Source organism: Barnesiella sp. WM24 (assembly GCF_004570975.1).
In the GTDB taxonomy this organism is placed as follows: Bacteria; Bacteroidota; Bacteroidia; order Bacteroidales; family Muribaculaceae; genus Muribaculum.
In genome coordinates, this window is record NZ_SPPC01000004.1 from 13747 (window position 1) to 37134 (window position 23388).

A 23388-nucleotide genomic window follows, 5' to 3' on the forward strand; every position below is an offset into this window, starting at 1 on the left:
GTGAAATTTTACTTTGACTGGTTTTCCCACGCATATCTGCCCCAAGGCGATTCGGCCTTTGCAAGCAAATCCTGAGCAAGTCCGCTCATATTGCAGTCCCCGTTCCATAGAGTACGTCCCAACATATAGCTGTTGGCAAAGTCTTTCCATGAATTGAATCCTGCCGACTGAGCCATAGCATAGGCATGGTTAACACATTCAAGACATTCTTCATCTGATATATATCCTTTCTGAAGGGATGCTCTGGCCACTAAATTAAGCCTTCCGGCATCCCATGCAATGACACCAAGGTCTCTTATATCTTCATCAGATGATATGATCCCATCACTCACTAGTTCCTTAATCTGTCCTTTAAGATTGTCTGACTGGGTTCTGACTTTTTCAGCAATACTTCGGAATGCTTCCTCCGCATCCTCATATTGACTGGCGTAATCCATAATCATCTTTGACACCTCGTCCTTGTCTGACGTTTTATACGCAGCATATACAAATGGGAGTATCTGTTGTGTCGGAGCGTTGCATAGATAGTTCAAAGTCTCAATGGCGTCTTCGCGGCTATCTATTCCCCACCATTTTGTCAGCAATGTGTTCAGCCGTGATTCTTCAATATCCGGATACATCACATCTGTGTATCCACCCTGTTGGTAGGCATATAAAGCACCGACAGCTATGGCGCGAACCGAATCTGCTGACAAAGATGCATCCTCCTTTGTGCGTACGCCAAGCCTGATATGTCTAATTGCCTTAACTGATTTCCTGACAATGCGTACAACGAGGCATATAACATATACCACGATTACAATCGGGACAATAAAAGTCATGACCCTCACATATACCGGTAATTGTGTCGGGTCCATTCCAAATAGCCGGGTGAAATAATCGAAAAACTCCATGTTGAGGCTATGTTTACGTTGATTCGCAAATATAATAAAATCTCGGCAGAAATGGCACGGGATGAAGAGGTTTTCTTGCGCATAATCGCCCGATTGTCAGCGAAAATCGCTAAATTAGCTTCTGGTTTGTTTATTGACACACGATGACATCTCTCAGTTTTGAGATTGCTAATATTCTTTTTTCGCCATAGCCTTATTATACCATGTAGTCACCAAAAACTCATATCTCAGGTTAAGTCATAATACTATTGATATGAGCCATCCGCCCTATTAATGCTCTCTTTAACTCTAACTCATCTTCATTTTTAGGATTAATGTTTGCCATATACTCAATCACGGAGGAAAGCTCTATAAAACTATCATTCGGTAGCCGAGGCAGAAGATGCTTTACATCTTAGTTACACCGGAGGCTGTGTCAGAAACTATAATTCCGACACAGTCTCCGGTGTTTTACGGCGACATGGGGGCGGAGTGGATGTGATTTTGGCGGTAATTGCTCGGCATAACGGGATTATTTTGTAACTTTGCAGAATTAAACAGCAATCAACTGACATGAAATTTCATAGCAAGCTAAATATCTTACCTTTAGGCGTTGCTTTGCTGGCGGCGTCAGCCAATGCGGCAAATTTACCCACCCGCATGGTAAACGGTCAGGAGTGTTACTATTATGAAGTGCAGCCCAAGGAAACAGTCTATGGACTGTGCAAAGAGTTTGGCATAACAAAATCTCAGCTCGTTTTACACAACCCATCCGTAGCCGATGGATTACGCGCCGGAGCGATATTGTATTTTCCGGTAGCTGAATTCCCCGGACTTGGTGCTTCTGACAATACCGTTGATAAGACCTCTACCGCCGATAAGAAATCAAAAGTATATATCGCGTCGGAAAACACATCAGAACGCTCTTTCCGGAAAGCCGCCGTACATCATGTGGCTAAGGGAGAGACGGTATATGGCATATGCAAGCGTTACGGAATCTCCGAGGCTCAACTGCTTGAGCTGAATCCATCGCTAAGCGCCGGTCTTAAACACGGCACCCTCATTATGCTGCCCGATTCATGTCAGGAGCCTGAGGCTGAGACTGTAATCGCACCTGTCGTAACGGAAAAGGATGAGCCGGCAAGCCACAAACCGTCGGAGCCGGCAACACCCGTTATTGCACCCGCTGTGCCGGAGCTTGCCCCGGAATCTATGTCTACGACCGGTGGCGATGATTACATGACTGACAGCGACTCAATTGTGACAACGGCTGAAAATGGCACTACTAACATTGCTGTAATTCTGCCATTTATGCTTCAAAATGCCAATCAGGACAAGCAGACTCAGCTTTACACCGAGTTTTACAAGGGAATGTTGCTTGCAGCCGACTCTCTCCGCCACAGCGACCGGAAAATCGTGATCCGCGCCTACGACTCGGCAGGTAGCCTTGACTCTGTGGTAAATATTCTTGGTAATCCTGAGCTTGAGGATGTAAATGTCATAATCACTCCTGATGACAATGATCAGCTTGACGCTATCTCACGGTTTGCCCGCGAGCGTAATGCAGCCGTATTCAACATTTTCGCTGTCAAAAATACAGAATACCTCAAAAATCCCGACATACTTCAGGCAAACATCACCCACTCTGCCGTATATCCCAAGGCAATCAATGAGTTTATAAGGCTATATCCACAATACACGCCCGTATTCCTCAGCTCACGCGACGGTAAGACTGATAAAAAGGACTTTACATCACAGCTTCGCGAGGAACTCACACATCGTGGACGGGATTATGTAGACATATCCTATATCAGCTATCTTAAAGAAAGCGACCTCGCGTCGTTGAATCATGACGGGTCATACATGTTTATACCTGAATCAGGCACTTCGTCAGAGTTCAGCCACATAGCCGGCGCCTTGAAAACCCTCAGAGAGAACAGTAGCGACCAGAATCGAATAAGGGTATTCGGTTATCCGGAATGGATTACTTTCCGAGGTAACTCGCTTGAAAATCTGCACTTCCTTGACGCAACTGTCTATTCCCGTTTCTTCAACGACGACAACAGCTACCGCAGCAAGGATATAGCCAACAGATATAAAGACTGGTATGGCACATCCATGATACAGGCTGTGCCCGTACAGGGAATCCTCGGATTTGACGCAGGATTCTACCTTATCAAGTCAATCAACGAGACCGGAGGAAACATTCTTGACTCCAAATATTACTACGACGGAGTGCAAAGCGGATTCCATTTCACCGGCAGCGGAGAAGGGTCAGGCAAAGTCAATGACACCCTCTACTTCATAGAGTTCCGCCCGTCAGGACTTATTGACAAACACTCGGTGGAATGAAAGCAATCAAGTCGTTAATCGCGGCATTTTGCATGCTTGCCGCAGTTCCATATGCCCACTCCCAGGCTCACTATGTCTCGAAGGTGTCAATCGGCGCCAAAGGGGGCATCACCATGTCAAAGATGTCATTTACACCGAGTACAAAACAGTCGCTTGTACTTGGAAAGACGGCAGGTGTAACGTTCAAATACTGGGAGGAGCGAAATTTCGGTTTGATAGCCGAGATTAATTACGAACAACGAGGATGGAAAGAAAATTTTGAAGACGCGCCCTATGAGTACGAGCGTCATCTTGACTACATCCAGATACCATTGCTGACAAGTATATTTTTCGGCAACAACACGGTAAAAGGATTTGTCAACCTCGGTCCCGAAGTGGGATATATGATCGGCTCAAGCTACACAGCCAACTTTGACGTAACAAACATAGGGGCATATCCCGATTTCCCGCAATTGCGCATGACCGACCAGCTATGGATGGAGCCTACCAAGAAATTTGACTATGGTATATCGGGCGGTGCCGGAATCGAATTTATCATCAAGCGCCGCAACATAATCAACCTTGAGGCGCGTTATTATTTCGGTATCGGCAATATATTCCCTGATGACCGCCGCGACACATTCTCCGCATCTCGTGGCATGTCCATAATGGTTACCGTTGGCTACTCCTATCGACTTCGCTAACGACCGGACTAAATCTTGCCCGGGGCGGTCAGAATGTGAAACACAAGGTCATTAAGTATGTCATAGGGATCCATGCGTGAATCCACGCCCTTGCTTTTAGCGTCGGCAACTCTAATGGCACGTATTATCTCTATAAGCTTCCAGGCATTGTAGTTACGCATACCCTCCTTATAGTCGGCAGGTAGCCACGTCCCCTTTCTTCCCAATGCGGCACAAAGCCCCGCGTCACTCTTGTCCTTCGTATATAGCAGGACGAGCAGACTTGAGAAATAATTCCATATACTGCCGATTGTGACAACAAAAGGATTACGCTTCGGGTCACGCCTGAAATGATTGATTATCGTGAACGCGCGTTTCGAGTTTTTAGTGGCAAGAGCGCTAATAAGCTCAAAGTTATTATAATCCTTGCTGATGCCTATAAGATTTTCTATGACCTCCGGTGTCACTGTCGCCCCCGACGGCAAAGCCACTGCAAGTTTATCAATCTCTTTATGTAGCCGCGAGAGGTCAGTGCCCACGTAGTCACGCAACATGCCGAGACCCTTAGCCTCGATATTAAGTCCCTTTTTCTTTATATACGCGCTTATCGTCCTGCCGACCTCGGCATCCTTCAGCGACTGCGATTCAAAGACAACTCCCCCGTGGGCTCCTGCCTCGGCAAGAAGCTCCTTGGACTTGCACTTGTCACCACGACACGCGACCACGAGCACGGTAGACGGCGAAGGCTGTGATGCATACAGATGCAGCCGGTCAAGTTGTGTTGACTTTATCGACTGTGCCTCCTTCAGAATTACCACCTGCACGTCAGACATCATCGGATAGCGGCGACACACGTCCATCACCGTGTCCATCTCAACCTCCGGCGCATACATCGTATACAGGTTAAAATCACGGTCACTTTCCGGGACAATCGCCTCAAATCGCTTGAGTAGCTCATCGATATAATATCCTTCAGTGCCATGCAGTATATAGACCGGCGCATAGTTGCGCGCATTAATCTGCATGACTATCTCGTCAAATGTCATCGACTTGGGTGCAGCCGCCATAGTTTAAAGTCAGTTTACAGTCATCCTTTTTATAAGTAACCGTCTTTTACAGGTCACTTACAGTTTTATTTTTGTAAATTTACAGAAATTTTCCGTCTCCGACAAATTTAAGCATCGATGAAACTAAACCTGCCCCACTACGACTACAAATTACGCCGCGACAGCGACGGCGTGAAAATTTTCGACCGTCTGCGCATGAAATATGTGGCTGTCACCCCCGAAGAGTGGGTAAGACAACATTTCATCGAGTATCTTATCACAGCCAAAGGCTATCCCGCCTCCCTGATGGCAAACGAAGTAGGCATCACCCTCAACGGCACGCGCCGCCGCTGCGACAGCATTGTCGTGGACCATTCAGGCAAAGTGATTATGATAATTGAATACAAATCACCGGAGGTCACCGTTTCACAATCGACATTTGACCAGATTGTACGCTATAACATGGTGCTTCGCGCGCGTTATCTCATTGTCTCAAACGGTCTCACCCACTATTGTTGTGTCATAGACTATGACAACGGCACTTATCGGTTCATACCCGACATTCCGGCATATGATACCATATAAAAAGAGCCGCGACAAAGGCGGCTCCGGTATATGATAATGATGGATGATGTCAGAAAAGATACACTACACGCACGTTAAGTGTACGGTTTTTTGCGCTGAAATCGTCAAGAAGCTTTGTCTTTTCCGCATATACTATACCCCAGGTATAACTGCACTGAACCTGCCAGTTGCGGAACAGTTCCAGACCACCGCCGACAGTCATGCCCACATCGCCTCCGGCATATTCCAATGCCTTGACACTGCTGTGTCCCATAAGAATGCTAAACGATGGACCACCGAACACAAACGGAGCTATATAGTCTTCAAGACCATTCATTCTCGTCCACTTAAAGCGCAGATGCAGGGGAATCTCAAGATAATGTAAATAAGACCTCTCTCTGCCATAGCCTTGTGATGCCCACACTTCCCTCTGACCGAGATTCAAAGTGGCACCACGCTGCTCGTAAAAGAGTCCGGCATCGACACCGAAACCGATTCCCGGAAACATCAATTCAGTTGCCACACCGGCAGAAAAGCCGACACTTTTATCAACCGAAATAAGATCCTGTTTAAATTTGAGGTCGGTTACAGTCAACCCGACCATAGGACCATAACGGAACTGAGCCGAGGCTCTAAAACCCGAAAGAGCCGCAGCAGCAAGTGCAAGGCATATTATAAATTTTCGCATCAATTAGTAAGTAACGATTAATATTACGAAGCAAAGGTAATAAATGTTTGTCACCTATGCAAACAGCCTTTCGATGTCGCCCGTAGTAATCACACTCAGCACAAGTTTTCCATCAGGAGTATAGTTGGGCGACGTAAGCTTGAAAAGATCGCTCAGCATGTGATCCATCTCAGCCGTGGCAAGCTGCTGTCCCGGCTTTACCGCCGCCGACTTTGCCATTGACAGAGCTATACGGTCACGCATGCTGTCGCCTATCGATTCACCGGTGTCCATCACCGTCTCCAGTATCGACATCATTAGCTCACGCGGATTTACATCATCAAGCACCGAGGGCAGACCATTGACCGTCCAGCTGTTGTCACCAAGATATGACAGGTCAAATCCAAGTTGCGACAACTCGTCGACCAGTCCTTCAAGAAACACTGACTGGGAGGGAGACAGTTCGAGCACCTCGGGAAATATCACCCGCTGCGAGCTAAGCGCCTGTAACTGCGCGAGGTCTATATACCGGTCATATAGAATCTTGACATGGGCACGATGCTGGTCCACCACTATCAAGCCCGATTTTGAAGGAGAAAGTATATATCTGCCTTTCAACTGCATGACAGCCGGGGAGCCCGGGTCAAGATCAACAGGAAAATCTATATCCGGCACCTCTTCCTCCACTATATCATCAAGCGACAGAGAGTTTAACGCGCTTGCCTTGACTCCTGCCAATTCCTCGTCACGCTTGCGTTCAAAATCCCTGTACAACTGATCCCAATCCTGGTTCATGGTCACAGCCGACTGCCTGCACACAGTGGACCCCCCCCCCACATCCCTTTTCGGAGCCGATGAGGCAAAAGGATTGTAAGACGTATCAAGGTCAAGCCCGTGAGATGCCGCAGCATCAGGCTTAAACACAGGAATCTCAGGAGCATCGTCAAGGTCAAAATCAATGGACGGAACAGCATTGAAACGACCGAGACCCTCCTTTATCGCAGCCACGAGTATCTGCCATATAGGCTGCTCGTTTTCAAAGCGTATTTCACTCTTGGTAGGATGTATATTCACGTCAATCGTGTCAGGATCGACTGTAAAATTAATGAAGTAGCACGGCTGCTCATCGGCAGGTATCAGCTGCTCATAACAGTGCATCACCGCCTTATGAAAGTAAGGATGACGCATGTTTCTTCCGTTTACCATCAGGTATTGCAGTGCCCCGCGTTTACGGGCATTTTCCGGACGGCTCACAAATCCGTTGATCTTAACGAGCGAAGTCACCGTGTCGACAGGCACAAGCTGCTTGTCTATCGACTTACCGAAAAGGTCCACTATCCTCTGCTTGAACGAGCTGCCGAGAAGCTGATGAAGCACAGCGTCATTATGTACAAGCTGAAACTCGATATTAGGATTGACAAGAGCCATGCGTTCAAACTCACGCATGATATGATTCATCTCTACATGGTCGCTCTTTAGAAATTTCCTGCGGACAGGCACGTTATAAAACAGATTCTTCACCATGAAATTGCACCCCGGAGCGCATACCTCAGGCTCCTGGCTGACAACATTAGACCCCTCGATGATAACACACGTGCCAACAGAGTCCTCCTTGCGCGTTGTACGCAGCTCCACTTGGGCTATGGCGCATATTGTGGCAAGAGCCTCGCCACGGAATCCCATTGTATGAAGGTCATACAAGTCAGCGGCATTGCTGATTTTAGAGGTAGCATGACGCTCGAAGGCAAGACGCGCGTCAGTGGGCGACATGCCACAACCGTTGTCGACCACCTGAATCAGTGTACGTCCGGCATCCTTTATAATTATCTTTATGATTGTGGCGCCGGCATCGACAGCATTCTCAACAAGTTCCTTGACCACTGCGGCGGGGCGCTCTATCACCTCTCCTGCAGCAATCTGGTTGGCAACCGAGTCCGGCAACAATCTAATTACATCACTCATAGTATCATTGCAATTATAATCAACACAAAGTTACTATAACCTCACGTTTTATCCTAATCAGCTATCAACAACTTATCGATAATGATATGTTGATAACTTTTACCACAGTTACACATACCCCGCCACAACCTCTTCACGACGGGCATAACAACCACAACAGCGACATGTTAAACAATGCAAAAAGCGGTGACAGCTATAAAAAACCGTCACCGCATCATCTTTAAACTATTTATAGCGTATCAGAAAAGACTCCATGACACAGTCAAGCCTGCCATCACGATGGCAACCATCGACATCAGCTTGATAAGAATATTAAGGCTGGGGCCGGAAGTGTCCTTGAATGGGTCACCCACAGTGTCACCTACCACAGTCGCCTTATGGACCGCGCCACCCTTGCCTCCGAAGTTGCCTTCCTCAACATATTTTTTCGCATTGTCCCACGCTCCGCCTGAATTTGCCATGAATATCGCAAGCACAAAACCTGCCGAAAGACCACCAACAAGCAGACCTATCACACCCGGGACTCCAAAAACAAGACCTGTGACAATAGGAGTCACAATAGCCAGCAATGAAGGAAACACCATCTCTTTCTGGGCTCCCTTTGTGGAAATCTGCACACAACGCGCATAATCAGGCTCTGCATCACCTGTAAGGATACCTTTTATCTCACGGAACTGCCTGCGCACTTCCTCGACCATATGAGCCGCCGCACGACCTACCGCGTTCATCGTCAGCCCACAGAAAAGAAATGCCATCATGCTACCGATAAACATGCCCGACAGCACCTTGGGATTCATCAATGTCACATCATAATAAGTCATGAAATCGGTAAACGAAGCCTCATGCACCGGCTTGGTCATGTCTCCGAGATTTATAGCCGTAGTGCCGAGACGCGACAGACCTATACGTATCTCCTCTATATAAGATGCAAGCAAGGCGAGCCCGGTAAGCGCGGCTGAGCCGATAGCAAAACCCTTTCCGGTCGCCGCAGTCGTGTTGCCGAGTGAGTCAAGGGCGTCAGTGCGTTTGCGCACCTCTTCGCCAAGACCGCTCATCTCCGCATTTCCACCGGCGTTATCTGCTATAGGTCCGTAAGCGTCAGTGGCAAGCGTGATGCCAAGAGTCGACAGCATACCGACTGCGGCAATACCGATACCATATAGTCCCATTCCGACATTAGCAAAGTCAAAACCGGAGGCAAGCCAGTAAGAGAGGATTATGCCGACTACAACAGCGATTACAGGAACAGCGGTAGACACCATTCCGAGACCTATTCCCGAGATAATCACAGTGGCGGGACCGGTCGTGCCGCTTTCGGCAAGCTTGCGTGTAGGTCGGTAAGACTGTGAGGTATAATACTCTGTCGAACGCCCGATAACCACGCCCACAAGCAATCCAATCACGACAGCAAACGATATATTGACCCAATTATTAAGGTTAAGCAACCACAGGATAAGGAATGTGGCTCCGATAATCAGCACAGAGCTTAGGTTAGTGCCGAATGAAAGAGAGTTCAACAGGTCCTTCATTCCGGCGTCCTCCTTTGTGCGCACCGAGAAAATACCAATAATCGACAGCACGATGCCTACTGCGGCTATGAGCATAGGCGCGATTACCGCCTTAAACTGCATTGTGACATCACCGCTTGTCATATAGGCAGCCGCACCAAGAGCTGCTGTCGCAAGTATAGAGCCGCAGTAAGACTCATAAAGGTCAGCGCCCATTCCTGCGACGTCGCCTACATTATCACCTACATTATCAGCTATTGTGGCAGGATTGCGAGGGTCATCCTCCGGGATACCCGCCTCCACTTTTCCGACAAGGTCAGCGCCGACATCGGCGGCCTTGGTGTAGATACCTCCGCCTACACGGGCAAAAAGCGCCTGTGTACTTGCTCCCATTCCGAAAGTCAGCATCGTAGTGGTAATCATACACAGTTTAGCCGTAGGAGTAACCGGGTCATCGGGGACAAACCAGTCAAGTATAAGATACCAGAATGAAATGTCAAGCAATCCGAGTCCGACAACGACAAGCCCCATCACCGCGCCACTACGGAAAGCCACGCGCAGGCCTCCATTCAACGACTTGCGTGCCGCATTGGCAGTGCGCGCCGAAGCATGTGTGGCTGTCTTCATGCCGAGATAGCCTGACAATCCGGAGAAAAAGCCGCCTGTGAGGAATGCCACAGGAACCCACGGATTCTGCAAATCAAAACCATATGCCATTATAGAAAACAACACGACAAGAGCCAAAAATACAATGCTTACTATTTTGTATTGCTGCTTCAGGTAAGACATCGCGCCCTTGCGCACATACAAGGCGATTTTCTGCATCACAGGAGTGCCCTCGCTCTCCTTCATCATCTGGCGGTAGAAATACCATGCAAGCAGCAGTGCGAGCAAAGCCGCCACAGGCACTCCCCAAAAAAGTAATTTTTCCATTTAGTAAAATTTGAGGTTAAGAATTATGATTATGGTAAATAGTGTCCAATTTATCATCAAAGCGTTATCTTGTCATTCAGTCTTATATCGGTTGACGACGCCCCTACCCTTATCAGCGCCTCCGAGCCCTTACCTACTGAATAATCGCGTGTTGTCTCATTCCAGTCGCCAATTTCGGAAAGCGGCATGGAAAATGTAATCTTCCTACATTCACCGGCAGCGACAGCCACACGACAAAACGACTTCAACTTAAACGTGGCGCCATTGTCAAGCGACAGGTAAAGCTGCGGCACCTCCTCTCCGTCTCTGCCGCCGGTGTTGGTTATCTGAAATTCCACTACAAGATTTCCATCTGACTTCCTTGTCAAAATGCCGGCATAAGAAAAATCAGTATAGCTGAGTCCGTGACCAAAACTATACAACGGCTCCTTTTTATTATAAATATATGTGTGACCGTTGCGTATGTCATAATCCATCATAGGCGGAAGGTCAAGAATATCCTTTACCCATGTCTGGGTGGTGCGTCCCGCAGGATTCACGTCACCGAAAATCACATCAGCCACACCGTTGCCTTGCTCCTGTGAACAGTGAGTGACATGCAATATAGCCGGAATATTGTCGTTGCTCCAGTTTATAGCATAAGGGAAACTGCTGACTAACAGAAGGGCCGTGTTGGGATTTACAGCATATATCTGACGCAGCATATCCTCGTCGGGAAGCATAAGCGAGCGGCGGTCAACCGCCTCTCTGCCATCGGAAGGGACAGGGCAGAAAAACCAGTCACGCTTTGTTCCGTAAGGATGATTTCCCACACAGACAATCACTATGTCAGCTTCCGCCGCAAGTTTTTGGGCAATATCCATACGATTGTCGGGGGCATATGACACCTCGACGCCCAGCCCCTCGACAGCCCGGCTTATTCCATCCAATACAGTGACCTCATAGGGAGGTATGCCACTGTACCAATCCTGCACGATATTGTCGGCATAGGGTCCGACAACCGCTATTTTCTTTACCGCCGTCCTGTCAACGGGCAGCAACGGAGCACCGCCAACGGAATCAGAATTTTTCAGCAACACGACCGACTTAGCAACAGCCTCTCGTGCGAGAGCCTTAGCATAATCAGTCAAAAACGGAGGCACAGTGTCGACTACTCTGCCTATTGAAAGATACGGATTGGCTGAGCCGTCACCATCAAGAAGTCCAAGCTTCAGAGCCACTTTAAGATTACCACGTATAGCCTTGTCTATATCTTGTTCGGTAATGATTCCGGAAGCAATGGCTTCACGTATATCGTCTTCATACCGGTCAAGAAACTGACCGGTGGTAGCCTTGACAATAGCAGCCGCACCTTCGGCACGCGTAGGAAATGTCTTATGAGCCGACACGAGCAAGCCGAGCGCACCACCGTCGGTGCATATTATGCCATCATTGCCCCATTCACGGCGGGTGATGCTGTCAAGACAGGGATGCATAGCCATTGGAATACCGTTCCAGCTATTGTAGGCAGCCATAAATGCTCGCGACCCGCCATCGGTCACTCCTTTATAAAACGGATAGGCATAGTAATCACGAAACAGAGAGCTGTCAAAGTCAGACGACGTGCTGTCACGGCCAAACTCATTACTGTTGGCAAGAAAATGCTTCATAAGAGCCGCCGTCATCCAATAACGCGGGTGGTCGCCCTGAAGCCCCTTGATTTTTGCGACAGTCATAGCCGCAGTCAGGCAGGGATCCTCCCCAAAGCTCTCTTCAGTTCGCCCCCAGCGAGGGTCACGGGCGAGATCGGCATTGGGAGCCCGAATTACAAGTATGTTTCTTGAATCGGAATCACGCTGCGAGTAATACCGCGTCTCATATGCCACTTGCGAGGCGATGCGGCGGATAAGATCCGTGTCCCATGTTTCGCCAAGCCCGTATGCCTGAGGAAAAATCGTTGTCGGAAGCGTGTCACGGTTCTCCTTTCCGGGACCGCTCAGCGACAGCCCGTGGAGACCCTCGACCTGCCAGCAATGCGGGATTCCAAGTCTCGGCACCCCAAGATCGGTTGACAACAACGACACTTTTTCATCGAGAGTCAACTCTTTCATAAGCATTGACACCCTCTCGTCGTCGGAGAGCGTCGTGTCTTGAAAAGCAAAATCGGCGGCTGCAATCCCGGAAGCGGCAAATGCAGCCGACAGCAATGTGAAGAATTTCTTAATGTGCATAATCATGGATATTATCTACAAATATACGGTTTATTTGAGAAAAGTGATTATCTTTGCACTGAAATTTGGAAAAGTAATTTTACATTTCATTCAACAAGTAATTAAAAATTCGATATAATCATTTATGGCAACAACTGCAGATTTTAAAAACGGAATGTGCCTCGATATTGACGGCAACTACTTTTTTATCGTAGAGTTTCTTCATGTAAAACCGGGTAAGGGTCCGGCTTTCGTAAGAACAAAACTTAAAAACGTAAAGACAGGTCGTATACTCGACAAGACCTGGAACTCAGGTGTAAAGGTGGAAGAAGTGCGTATCGAGCGTCGTCCCTACCAGTATCTTTACAAGGATGACATGGGCTACAACTTCATGCATACCGAAACATTTGAGCAGGTTGCAATTCCCGGTGAAAGCATCGACGGCGTGCAGTTCCTCAAGGAAGGCGACATCTGCGAAGCGATGGTACACGCAGCGTCTGACACAATCCTTACCTGCGAGATGCCTACAAGCGTTGTGCTTGAAATCACCTATACCGAGCCCGGCATCAAAGGTGACACCGCTACCAACACCCTCAAGCCCGCAACCGTTGAAACAGGTGCTGAAGTACGTGTTCCCCTTTTCTGCGAGACCGGCGACAAGGTACGTATCGACACCCGCGACGGTTCTTATGTAGAACGTGTTGAACGCGCCAAATCCTGATTTTCCTAAAGGAATCAAAACTTATAGCCGTTTCCTCCCATTTCGGAAACGGCTTTTTTTAGTTATCACTCCACTGAACATTCATATATTAAAAGTGATTATATAATTATTATTGTCAGAATTATGAATATAAAAGAAATAGTCGAGGGCATATACTATGTAGGAGTAAACGACCGCAAGACCCACCGTTTTGAAGCCTTATGGCCTATACCTCACGGAGTCAGCTACAATTCTTATATAGTAAAAGGAGAAAACAAGACAGCCCTCATTGATGGCGTAGAGATTGGTGAATGTGACAAACTGCGCGAAAACATAGAATCAATACTCGGACAAGGCACCGCCCCAGACTATCTTGTCATAAACCACATGGAGCCCGATCACTCAGGCTCTATCAAAGTGTTAAGAAGCTTCTTCCCCGACATGATTATTGTCGGCAATGCCAAGACCCTTGAAATGGTAAAAGGCTTTTACGGCGTTGACGACAACATCATGAAAATCGCCGACGGAGACACACTCGACCTCGGTGGAATGAGCCTTTCATTCAAGCTTACCCCTATGGTCCACTGGCCTGAGACAATGATGACCTATGTGGAAGAGAAGGCGGTACTGTTTTCAGGTGACGCATTTGGATGTTTTGGCGCGCTCAACGGAGGCATCATTGACACAGAGACCGATATAGAGCCCTTTATTCCGGAAATGTACCGATACTATTCCAACATAGTGGGCAAATATGGAATCTTCGTGCAAAAAGCCATTGCCAAACTGTCGCCATTGAACATAAAATACATATGCAGCACCCATGGTCCCGTATGGCATGAGCACAGGGGCAAAGTAGGCGCTATATACGACAGCCTGAGCAAGTATGAAGGAGAGCGCGGAGTCACAATTGTCTACGGCTCGATGTATGGCAACACGGAAGAGATGGCAGAGGCAATAGCGTCACGACTTGCCGAGCGTGGCATCAAAACGATAAAGATGCACAATGTCACCAAGTCACATCTCTCCTATATAATAAGTGACATATTCCGCTACAAAGGGCTTATAATTGGTGCGCCTACCTACTCAAACACCCTTTTCCCTCCTGTCGAAACTGTGTTGAACGCCATCAAGACCCGTGAGCTGAAGAACCGTGTCACAGCCACGTTCGGCTCCTACACATGGGCACCACAGGCGGTAAAGCGCATAAACCAGCTTCTTGAAGACGCAAAATTATACAATGCCGATATTGCCTCGGTCGAGACAAAGCAGGCTCCCACAGCGACTACACTCTCCGACTGCCGCGCACTTGCCGACGCTGTAGCCGACCAACTATAAGACTATGATTCCCCTCGAGTATCATCCATTTGAGCCGTATGTTCCGGCTAATGCAAAAATCCTGATTATGGGCACATTCCCGCCGAAACGGGAAAGGTGGTCAATGGACTTCTACTACCCTAACCGCATAAATGACTTCTGGCGGATTATGGGCGTAATATTTTATGGAGACAAGGATTACCTGTATGATGCCGGCAAACGCACATTCAAGCTCCCCCTTATAAAAGCGTTGCTTGATGAAAAAGGTATAGCGCTGAACGATACGGGACACGCGGTAAGGCGCCTTAAAGACAATGCGTCTGACAAATTTCTCGAAATCGTAGAGCCTATACCGCTCATGGATGTGTTGTCAAAGGCGCCGTCATGTCACGCCCTTGCGACAACCGGAGAAAAAGCGGGCGAGACTCTTGCCGCAATCACCGGCACGACCGTCCCCAAAATAGGAGAATCCGTTTCAGCGACACTCAGTGACAGAAGGCATGTCGACATATTCAGGATGCCGTCGACATCGCGCGCCTACCCTCTCCCGCTGGAAAAGAAAGTGAGATATTATGCTGAAATGTTGCAACAAATAGGGATATTTTAGGGTTTTCTTGATAAAAAAATTGTTTTTTAAGAGTTTAATTATTAATTTTGACTAATAAAAATTTTGCCGTAAAAAGCATATGTTTGACTTGATTACACTCGCGATATTTGATCCCGCCGGTATAATGGAACAATTCCTGAATGCCAACGGAACAACCGTGTATCTTCTCGTATTCGCATTTATGATAATCGAGAGTTCGTTTATACCCTTCCCTTCCGAAGTAATTGTTCCCCCCGCTGCCTACCTTGCTTACACAAAGGGCGATGTAAATATCGTGGCTGTCGTGCTTATTGCCACAGCCGGAGCCATTGTTGGCGCCCTCATAAACTATTATCTTTCAGTATGGATAGGTCGTCCTGTAGTATATAAGTTCGCCAACAGCCGTTTCGGGCACGCCTGCCTTATTGACGAGGCAAAGGTAAGGAACGCCGAAGAGTATTTTGACCGTCACGGTGCAATCTCCACGTTTATCGGGCGGTTGATTCCTGCGGTAAGACAGCTTATATCCATACCTGCCGGCCTTGCAAAGATGAACGTTGGCAAATTCATAGTCTTCACCGGGCTTGGCGCAATGGTGTGGAACTGTGTGCTTGCCGGTCTCGGCTACTGGCTCGGAAAGGCAGTACCGCAAGAACAGCTTTTTGCAAAGGTAGAAGAATACAACGATTATCTCACATACATAGGGCTTGGCATAGGACTATTGTGCCTGTTGTACATACTATACAACTTTTTCAAGCCTAAAAAGAACGAGAATCCATTAATTTAATAACCAATCCACACATTATACCATCATGCTCGTAGCACCATCACTTCTTTCGTCCGACTTCGGAAACCTTCAGAATGAGATTGAAATGCTCAATTCAAGTGACGCAGATTATCTGCATCTTGATGTAATGGACGGTGTTTTCGTCCCCAACATCACTTTTGGTTTTCCTGTCATAAAGGCTATCAACGCAGTGTCGACAATTCCAATCGATGCCCACCTTATGATTGTGGAGCCTCAGAAATACATTTCTCAGCTGAGAGACTGCGGAGTTGTGTTCACCACTGTACACGCTGAGGCATGCACCCACATCTACCGTGTCGTTCAGCTTATACGCCAGGCAGGTATGAAGGTCGGTATAGCAATAAACCCCGGCACTCCTGTCACAACGCTTGAAGATGTAATAACCGACATAGACCTTGTGCTTATGATGTCGGTAAATCCCGGATTCGGCGGACAGTCATTCATCAAGAACACGCTTTCCAAAGTGGCTCGTCTGAAACGCTTGATTACCGAGTCGGATTCTCACGCAATGATTTCGGTCGACGGCGGTATCAATGCCCACACTGGCGCACTGCTGGCGCAATATGGCATCGACATGCTTGTTGCGGGAAGCTATGTGTTCAATGCCCCCGACCCGCACCACGCCATCCGCACACTGAAGGCTCTTTAACGATTATTCACCAAGCTATATAATCCTGGGTCTTGAAAAAGACCTTGGGTTGTCGTATCTTTGTAGTTACATTTCAACAATGTAACTACAATCATTTTGATACATATTCATTAGCAAGCATATAAAACATGTCAGATAACTTTGATCCCGATGCCCTTGACCGGGAATATGCCCGACGACAGGCAGAGAGAATGAAGACCGAAACCCGAAACGAGGCTCCCAAACCACGTAGCGAGGCTCCTAAAAACAAGCCTAAAAAGGAAAGACGTCCAATAGCACCGGTCAGATTTTTCAAAGACAGGCGCACAAAAATGTTTGCCGGAATCGCACTCGTGTTGTGGTCGGCATATCTTCTTGTATCAGCTGTATCTTATTTTGCAATCGGGAGCGACGACCAGAGCATAGTCATCAGCAATACGGTAAGCAAAATGGCTGAAAATCCGGAAGATGTACAGAATTTCGGCGGTGCGTTCGGTGCCTACCTGTCGCAAAATTTCATATCAAACGGACTTGGCATAGGTGCGTTTGCACTCATTTACTACTTCTTTGCGGTGGGCATGTCTCTTCTCAACCGAAATAAAAAGCAGTCATTCTGGTTTCTCACCATGAGATGCCTCATACTTGCCATCACCCTCTCGGTCGTAACCGGGCTTATCACCTTCAAGGCCGATTCTTGGTTTTTCTGGGGAGGCATCCACGGATATGAGATAAACCGATTCTTGATTTCCCACACAGGCGTGTTTGGCGCAATGTTGGTGAGCATCCTGCTCATAGGGCTTGTCATGTCCATCTACCTCAATGAGCTACGCAAAGTCTATGTAGCCTATCGCCGGCGCGTAAACAAGCACCGAGCAAAAGTTGCGGCCGAACGCGCCGCCAAAGAGGAAGAGCGCAGACGCATTGAGCAGACATTGAGAGAGTCGGCGGAAATGGTTGACGGAAAGAATGATGAGGACAATCAGGAGCAGGACAATGTGCGTGAGACACCTCCTGCCCGAATATTTGTCGACGACTCGCTTGATGCCCTGATGGACGGTGAAGAACCGGAAAGAAGAAGCCCTGACGATTATCGCAGACATGACTCGGTCATTACTCCGGAAGCGCAACCCGAGGTCAAGCATGACGACAGGACGGGCTATGGATTAATGGAAGCGACAACCATGCCGCAGTCGACAGAAAGCGTAGCGACTGTGGCAGAGACAGTCAAAGAAGAAATTGCGGAGCCGGCAGAGACAGAGCAGGAAGCCGTAGGGCTCACTGTAAATGTAAATACGGTCGAAAAAGCCGAGTCAATCGAAACCAATGTATATGACCCGACTGCAGAGCTGCCTCGTTTCCACTTCCCTCCCATAGAGCTGCTGTCGGAAATGAAAAACGACAATGTAAGTGTCGACGAGCAGGAGATGGAGGAAAACAAGCAGCGCATCACCGCGACTCTCGCCAACTATGGCATCTCGATTAATTCGATAGAAGCCACAGTAGGACCGACTGTGACCCTGTACAAGATAATCCCGACAGAAGGAACGAGAATTTCAAAGATCAAAGGTCTTGAAGATGACATAGCGCTCAACCTTGCAGCACTCGGCATACGAATCATCGCGCCCATACCGGGCGAAGGGGCAATCGGTATAGAAGTGCCCAACAAAGACCCACAGATGGTGCCGATGCGCTCTATAATCACGTCAAAGAAATTTCAGGAGTGTCGCCACGAACTGCCTATGGCTATGGGTCTGACGATTTCAAAAGATGTGCTTATCGCCGACCTTGCAAAAATGCCCCACGTGCTTGTCGCCGGTGCAACCGGTCAAGGTAAATCTGTAGGACTTAACGCCATAATCACCTCACTGCTCTACAAAAAGCATCCTTCAGAACTGAAATTTGTGCTTGTCGACCCCAAAAAGGTAGAGTTCAGCCTATATGCACGTCTTGAACGTCACTATCTTGCAAAGTTGCCTGAAGAGGAGGAGCCTATCATCACCGACACGTCAAAGGTCGTGGCTACTCTCAACTCTCTCTGTGTCGAGATGGACAACCGCTACGCCCTACTTAAAGAAGCAAACGTTAGAAACATAAAAGAATACAACGCCAAATTTATACAGCGCAGGCTTAACCCGGAGAAAGGTCACCGCTTTCTCCCCTATATCGTAATAATAATCGACGAGTTCGGTGACCTGATGATAACCGCCGGAAAGGAAGTCGAGACACCGATTACCCGTATCGCCCAGCTCGCGCGTGCTGTGGGTATGCACATGATTCTCGCCACACAGCGTCCGTCGACCAATGTCATCACTGGTATTATCAAAGCCAACTTCCCGGGGCGTATAGCCTTCAGGGTGTCACAGATGGTCGACAGCCGCACAATCCTTGACCGTCCGGGCGCCAACCAGCTTATCGGAAAAGGCGACATGCTTTTCTCCCATAATGGCGAGATGGACCGAGTGCAGTGTGCATTTATCAGCACAGAAGAAGCGGAAGCAATATGCGACTCGATTGACGAACAGGTAGGATACCCCTCGGCTTACTATCTCCCCGACTATATACCGGAAAATGACGGCGGAGGGGCTATAGGCTCGATAAATGACCTTGACCCGCTGTTCAAGGAGGCGGCACAATTTGTGGTAAGCAGCAACACCGCATCCACCTCGTCGCTTCAGCGCCGTTACTCGATCGGCTATAACCGCGCGGGAAAAATCATGGACCAGCTTGAGGCAAAAGGTATAGTAGGACCGGCGTCGGGCGCCAAACCCCGCAATGTGCTTGTGGATCCGCTTATGCTTGAACGCATGCTTGAGAATGAACAATAACCGTTGACGCGACATTTTAAAATAGATATGAAGCGAATATTATTTTTCATCGTGCTTGCCGCCATATCGGCGAGCATCTACGGACAACAGGCAAAGAGCGCATCACAGGTCATGGACTCGGCTGCAAAGAAGATTCAGTCGATAAAGTCGCTGTCGGCGACCTACGACATGGTCGCTGACGGAGAACACATGTCAGGGACACTGGTCATGAGCGGTGACAAATTTCATCTTAGCTCCGACCAGATTATGGCATGGTATGACGGCAAGACCCAATGGAGCTATTCAGCCGACACCAACGAGGTAAACGTGATAGAGCCCACGCCCGAAGAGCTGGTGGCTATAAATCCGTTTGTCATAATAAGCAGTTTCAAAAAGGCTTATACTCCTTCCCTCCTCCACTCGGCAGCCGGGACTTATAAAATTCACCTTGTGCCCAAGACAAAGAAAGGCTCTCCGATTACCGATGCGGTGCTTACTTTGAGCACAAAGAGCTATCTACCGTCAAATATATCTCTCACTCTTGACACCGGGAGCAAGCTTGACATAAGAATCAAATCGATAAAAAGCGGAACCAACTATCCCCACTCTACTTTTGTCTTTAACAAGAAGCAGCTGCCCGGTGCAGTAATAGTAGACCTGAGATAGGAAATCGCATATCAATTATTAATAACCAAAATCAAAAAGACTATATGGCGACAGAAAACACCAAATGCGTAATAATCGGCTCCGGACCCGCCGGATATACCGCAGCGATTTATGCTTCAAGAGCAAATATATCACCTATTCTATACGAAGGCATCCAGCCCGGAGGTCAGCTCACTACGACATCGGAAGTAGAGAATTTTCCCGGCTATCCGGAAGGGGTCATGGGCTCGCAGCTCATGGAGGACCTGCGCCGACAGGCATTGAGATTTGGCGCTGACATACGCAACGGCATAATCAAGGATGTGGATTTCTCAGAGCGTCCGTTCAAGGTAACAGCCGATGACAACACAGTAATCCTTGCCGATACGGTAATCGTGGCTACAGGCGCGTCGGCGCGTTATCTCGGATTGCCCGACGAGCAGCGTTTTGCAGGATTGGGAGTGTCGGCATGTGCCACATGTGACGGATTTTTCTATCGCGGTAAAACTGTCGCTGTCGTAGGCGGCGGCGACACTGCATGTGAAGAGTCGCTCTACCTGAGCGGTCTTGCAAAACAGGTATATCTGATTGTCCGCAAAGACTTCCTTCGCGCGTCAAAGGTCATGCAGAAGCGCGTGATGGACAAAGAGAACATAACCGTACTCTTCAACACAAACACTCTCGGTCTATTCGGAGAGGAATTTCTTGAGGGGGCACATCTTGTAGAATTTGCCGGAACTGACAAGGAGCACAAGTTTGACATTAACATTGACGGATTCTTCCTTGCAATAGGACACAAGCCAAACACCGACATATTCCGTGGCAAGCTTGAACTTGACGACCAGGGCTACATCGTTCTGCCCGGAAAAAGCCAGGCGACGAGCGTTGAAGGCGTGTTTGCAGCAGGTGACGTAGCCGATTCCCACTATCAGCAGGCTATAACAGCAGCCGGCACAGGATGTCGTGCAGCACTTGATGCCGAGCATTTCCTCATGGAACATCAGCAGTAAGAGTCACAATATCTATAAAATAACAAGGCGCCCAAGTCATAGTAGACCGGGGCGCCTTATTTGTTGTTCACGCGTTACTTATTTCTCTTTGGCAAGAATGAGTGCAGAGCGTGGCTCCACTGTGATTTTACCACCCTTTATGCGGTCGAAACCATCGGCAACAAGTTTGCCGTCGCGGGCAATCACAAGCCATTCGCCTCCGGCTATTTTAACGGTTTTGGACTCATTGCCTCCATTAAACACGACCTTGATTTCTTTCCATTCATCGCCATTGGCATGATTCTTTAGCGAGTAAGAAATAAGATTAGACTCATTAACGTTGTCAAAAACCAGATTACGAGCCACATCTTCTGCAGTCGTCATGCGGAATGCCGGATGGCTCTTGCGCAGCTTTATAAGTTCTCGATAATAGTTGAACAGTTCCGCGTTGTCATGCTTCAACGTCCAGTCAATCGCATTGATAGAATCGGGCGACTTGTATGAGTTATGCACGCCCTTCTTATCGCGGAATATCTCTTCTCCGGCAAACATGAACGGAGTGCCTTGGGAAGTAAACACTATTGTCTCGGCAAGTTTATGGGCACGCTGACGGTCGGCGACACTCTCGTCAGGAAGTGATTTGGCAAGCTTGTCGGTAAGCATCAAGTCATCATGACACGACACATAGTTAATCACCTGTGCAGGAGAAAGAGCATAAGGCTTCTTTGAATTATTGCCTTTGGAATAATCAACCTGAGGATGAGCGGTCGCACCGACGATTCCTATTTTCACCGTCTCTTCAAGTCCGGGCTTTCCGGTAGCGAAACCACGGTCTTTTTCATCAGTATAATGACCTTTTACAGCATCGCGCAGATCATCGCTGAATACAGCCACCTGAGGCATCGCAGATACATTTTCTTTTAAAGCTCTTCGCTCGACAGGAAGAGGCGAGTCACCTGCCGTCCATCCTTCGCCATACACAAATATGTCAGGATTAATCTTTTTCAGTTCGGCGACGACTTGATTCATGGTCTCTGTGTCGTGGATAGCCATGAGGTCAAAGCGAAATCCGTCAATATGATATTCCTTTGCCCAATACTTAACCGAATTTACGATGAAGTCGCGCATCTGCCTGCGCTCGGAGGCTGTCTCGTTGCCACACCCCGACGCATCGCTGTAAGTGCCGTCAGGACGGTGGCGGTAGAAGTAGCCGGGAGCAGTCAATGAGAAATTGGAGTCATCGTTTTGTGCCGTGTGATTGTAGACCACATCCATAACTACACCGATTCCTGCATCGTGCAACGCCTTGACCATCTCCTTCATCTCTCGGATTCTGACAAGCGGGTCAACCGGATTGGTCGAATAGCTTCCCTCGGGTGCATTATAATTAAGCGGGTCATATCCCCAGTTATAGCCGTTTTCCGACAGGCGGGTCTCGTCAACGCTGTTATAGTCATAAGAAGGCAGGATATGGACGTGGGTCACACCAAGCTCTTTAAGATGCTCGATACCGGTCTTGTCGCCAAGCGACGAAACGGCATCATGCTCTGTAAGGGCTAAAAACTTGCCCTTGTTAACAATGCCCGACGACGGATGCATGGAAAAATCCCTGTGATGCATCTCGTAAATCACAGCATCATTTATATTAGTGATTGCCGGGCCATGATCCGAATCCCAGCCTTCAGGATTGGTTTCGGCAAAATTGATTACAGCCCCGCGCTCTCCGTTTACACCGACAGCCTTCGCCCAGATACCCGGGGTCTCCTGCAGCCATTTCCCTCTATGTTTTATAGAAAATGTATAGAACTTACCGTAAAGAGGCTTTTCAACTTCGGCTCGCCACACTCCGTGGCTGCCACGTTTCATCACGAGCGAATCTTCAGCAGCCGAATTGCGTCCGGTAGGATAGATATAGACTTTCACAGCCTCTGCTTCAGGCGACCAAAGAGCAAATTTTGTAGTTTCGGGAGTAACCGTCAATTCAAGATCATCTCCGTCGTAAGTGTCAAATGTAGAATACACGGTATCAATATCGGCTGCAAAGGCACAAGTGCCATAAACAAATGACGCCGCGGCAACAGCCGTTTTTGCACACAGCTTCATAGCATAAAACTTCATTAAAATGATTAATAGAGAAATTTAAAATATAAGACAACATA

18 protein-coding genes are annotated in these 23388 nt (G+C 48.1%); 11 read left to right on the forward strand and 7 right to left on the reverse strand.

Features of this window, described 5'->3' with window-relative positions; all coding sequences use genetic code 11:
- Positions 1 to 8: 8 nt before the first annotated feature.
- Positions 9 to 893, reverse strand: a complete 885-nt coding sequence (locus tag E4T81_RS04750) for a DUF1266 domain-containing protein (protein ID WP_135041936.1) — start codon at positions 891 to 893, stop codon at positions 9 to 11.
- A gap of 552 nt (positions 894 to 1445) precedes the next feature.
- Between E4T81_RS04750 and E4T81_RS04755 the strand changes: the two genes are divergently transcribed.
- Complete coding sequence (locus tag E4T81_RS04755) at positions 1446 to 3224, forward strand: LysM peptidoglycan-binding domain-containing protein (RefSeq protein WP_135041938.1); 1779 nt, start codon at positions 1446 to 1448, stop codon at positions 3222 to 3224.
- A complete protein-coding gene (locus E4T81_RS04760; RefSeq protein ID WP_135041939.1) occupies positions 3221 to 3907 on the forward strand; it encodes a porin family protein in 687 nt (228 codons plus the stop codon). The genes E4T81_RS04755 and E4T81_RS04760 overlap by 4 nt, the downstream gene beginning before the upstream one ends.
- Before the next feature lie 8 nt (positions 3908 to 3915).
- Here the strand turns inward: E4T81_RS04760 and holA are convergent, their stop codons facing one another.
- Positions 3916 to 4953, reverse strand: a complete 1038-nt coding sequence (gene holA / locus E4T81_RS04765) for a DNA polymerase III subunit delta (protein WP_135041940.1) — start codon at positions 4951 to 4953, stop codon at positions 3916 to 3918.
- A 117-nt stretch (positions 4954 to 5070) separates the two neighbouring features.
- Here holA and E4T81_RS04770 point away from each other — a divergent pair, with 117 nt between their 5' ends.
- Positions 5071 to 5517, forward strand: a complete 447-nt coding sequence (locus E4T81_RS04770; protein ID WP_135041942.1) for a type I restriction enzyme HsdR N-terminal domain-containing protein — start codon at positions 5071 to 5073, stop codon at positions 5515 to 5517.
- Positions 5518 to 5566: 49 nt separating this feature from the next.
- Here E4T81_RS04770 and E4T81_RS04775 read toward each other — a convergent pair whose 3' ends face one another.
- The 4 genes from E4T81_RS04775 to E4T81_RS04790 form a co-directional block, all read right to left on the reverse strand.
- Positions 5567 to 6184, reverse strand: a complete 618-nt coding sequence (locus tag E4T81_RS04775; RefSeq protein ID WP_135041944.1) for a porin family protein — start codon at positions 6182 to 6184, stop codon at positions 5567 to 5569.
- A gap of 54 nt (positions 6185 to 6238) precedes the next feature.
- Positions 6239 to 8125 (reverse strand): DNA mismatch repair endonuclease MutL, encoded by a 1887-nt coding sequence (gene mutL / locus E4T81_RS04780; protein WP_135041946.1) that lies wholly within the window; start codon positions 8123 to 8125, stop codon positions 6239 to 6241.
- Between the two features lie 239 nt (positions 8126 to 8364).
- A complete protein-coding gene (locus tag E4T81_RS04785) occupies positions 8365 to 10566 on the reverse strand; it encodes a sodium-translocating pyrophosphatase (RefSeq protein ID WP_135041948.1) in 2202 nt (733 codons plus the stop codon).
- Between the two features lie 56 nt (positions 10567 to 10622).
- Positions 10623 to 12776: a glycoside hydrolase family 3 C-terminal domain-containing protein gene (locus tag E4T81_RS04790; RefSeq protein WP_371683033.1), complete on the reverse strand. Its 2154-nt coding sequence runs from the start codon at positions 12774 to 12776 to the stop codon at positions 10623 to 10625.
- Between the two features lie 124 nt (positions 12777 to 12900).
- Between E4T81_RS04790 and efp the strand changes: the two genes are divergently transcribed.
- The 8 genes from efp (at position 12901) to trxB (ending at position 21250) form a co-directional block, all read left to right on the forward strand.
- A complete protein-coding gene (gene efp / locus E4T81_RS04795) occupies positions 12901 to 13476 on the forward strand; it encodes an elongation factor P (protein WP_135041952.1) in 576 nt (191 codons plus the stop codon).
- A gap of 123 nt (positions 13477 to 13599) precedes the next feature.
- A complete protein-coding gene (locus E4T81_RS04800; protein WP_135041954.1) occupies positions 13600 to 14790 on the forward strand; it encodes an FprA family A-type flavoprotein in 1191 nt (396 codons plus the stop codon).
- Positions 14791 to 14794: 4 nt separating this feature from the next.
- The gene (locus tag E4T81_RS04805; RefSeq protein WP_135041956.1) at positions 14795 to 15376 is read left to right on the forward strand and encodes a uracil-DNA glycosylase family protein; all 582 of its coding nucleotides are present in this window, start codon (positions 14795 to 14797) and stop codon (positions 15374 to 15376) included.
- Between the two features lie 124 nt (positions 15377 to 15500).
- Entirely contained in the window at positions 15501 to 16142 is a 642-nt protein-coding gene (locus E4T81_RS04810) for a DedA family protein (protein WP_245207019.1), read from the forward strand.
- A gap of 25 nt (positions 16143 to 16167) precedes the next feature.
- Entirely contained in the window at positions 16168 to 16812 is a 645-nt protein-coding gene (gene rpe, locus E4T81_RS04815) for a ribulose-phosphate 3-epimerase (protein WP_135041958.1), read from the forward strand.
- A gap of 191 nt (positions 16813 to 17003) precedes the next feature.
- On the forward strand, positions 17004 to 19616 hold the full coding sequence (locus E4T81_RS04820; protein ID WP_135042439.1) for a DNA translocase FtsK: 2613 nt from the start codon (positions 17004 to 17006) through the stop codon (positions 19614 to 19616).
- A gap of 27 nt (positions 19617 to 19643) precedes the next feature.
- Positions 19644 to 20261, forward strand: a complete 618-nt coding sequence (locus E4T81_RS04825; RefSeq protein WP_135041960.1) for a LolA-like putative outer membrane lipoprotein chaperone — start codon at positions 19644 to 19646, stop codon at positions 20259 to 20261.
- Positions 20262 to 20305: 44 nt separating this feature from the next.
- The gene (trxB, locus tag E4T81_RS04830) at positions 20306 to 21250 is read left to right on the forward strand and encodes a thioredoxin-disulfide reductase (RefSeq protein WP_135041962.1); all 945 of its coding nucleotides are present in this window, start codon (positions 20306 to 20308) and stop codon (positions 21248 to 21250) included.
- A gap of 78 nt (positions 21251 to 21328) precedes the next feature.
- On the opposite strand, the gene pulA is transcribed toward trxB, so the two are convergent.
- Positions 21329 to 23332 carry a type I pullulanase gene (gene pulA, locus E4T81_RS04835; protein WP_135042441.1) on the reverse strand — a complete coding sequence of 668 codons (2004 nt, stop codon included), beginning with the start codon at positions 23330 to 23332 and terminating at the stop codon, positions 21329 to 21331.
- Positions 23333 to 23388 lie beyond the last annotated feature (56 nt).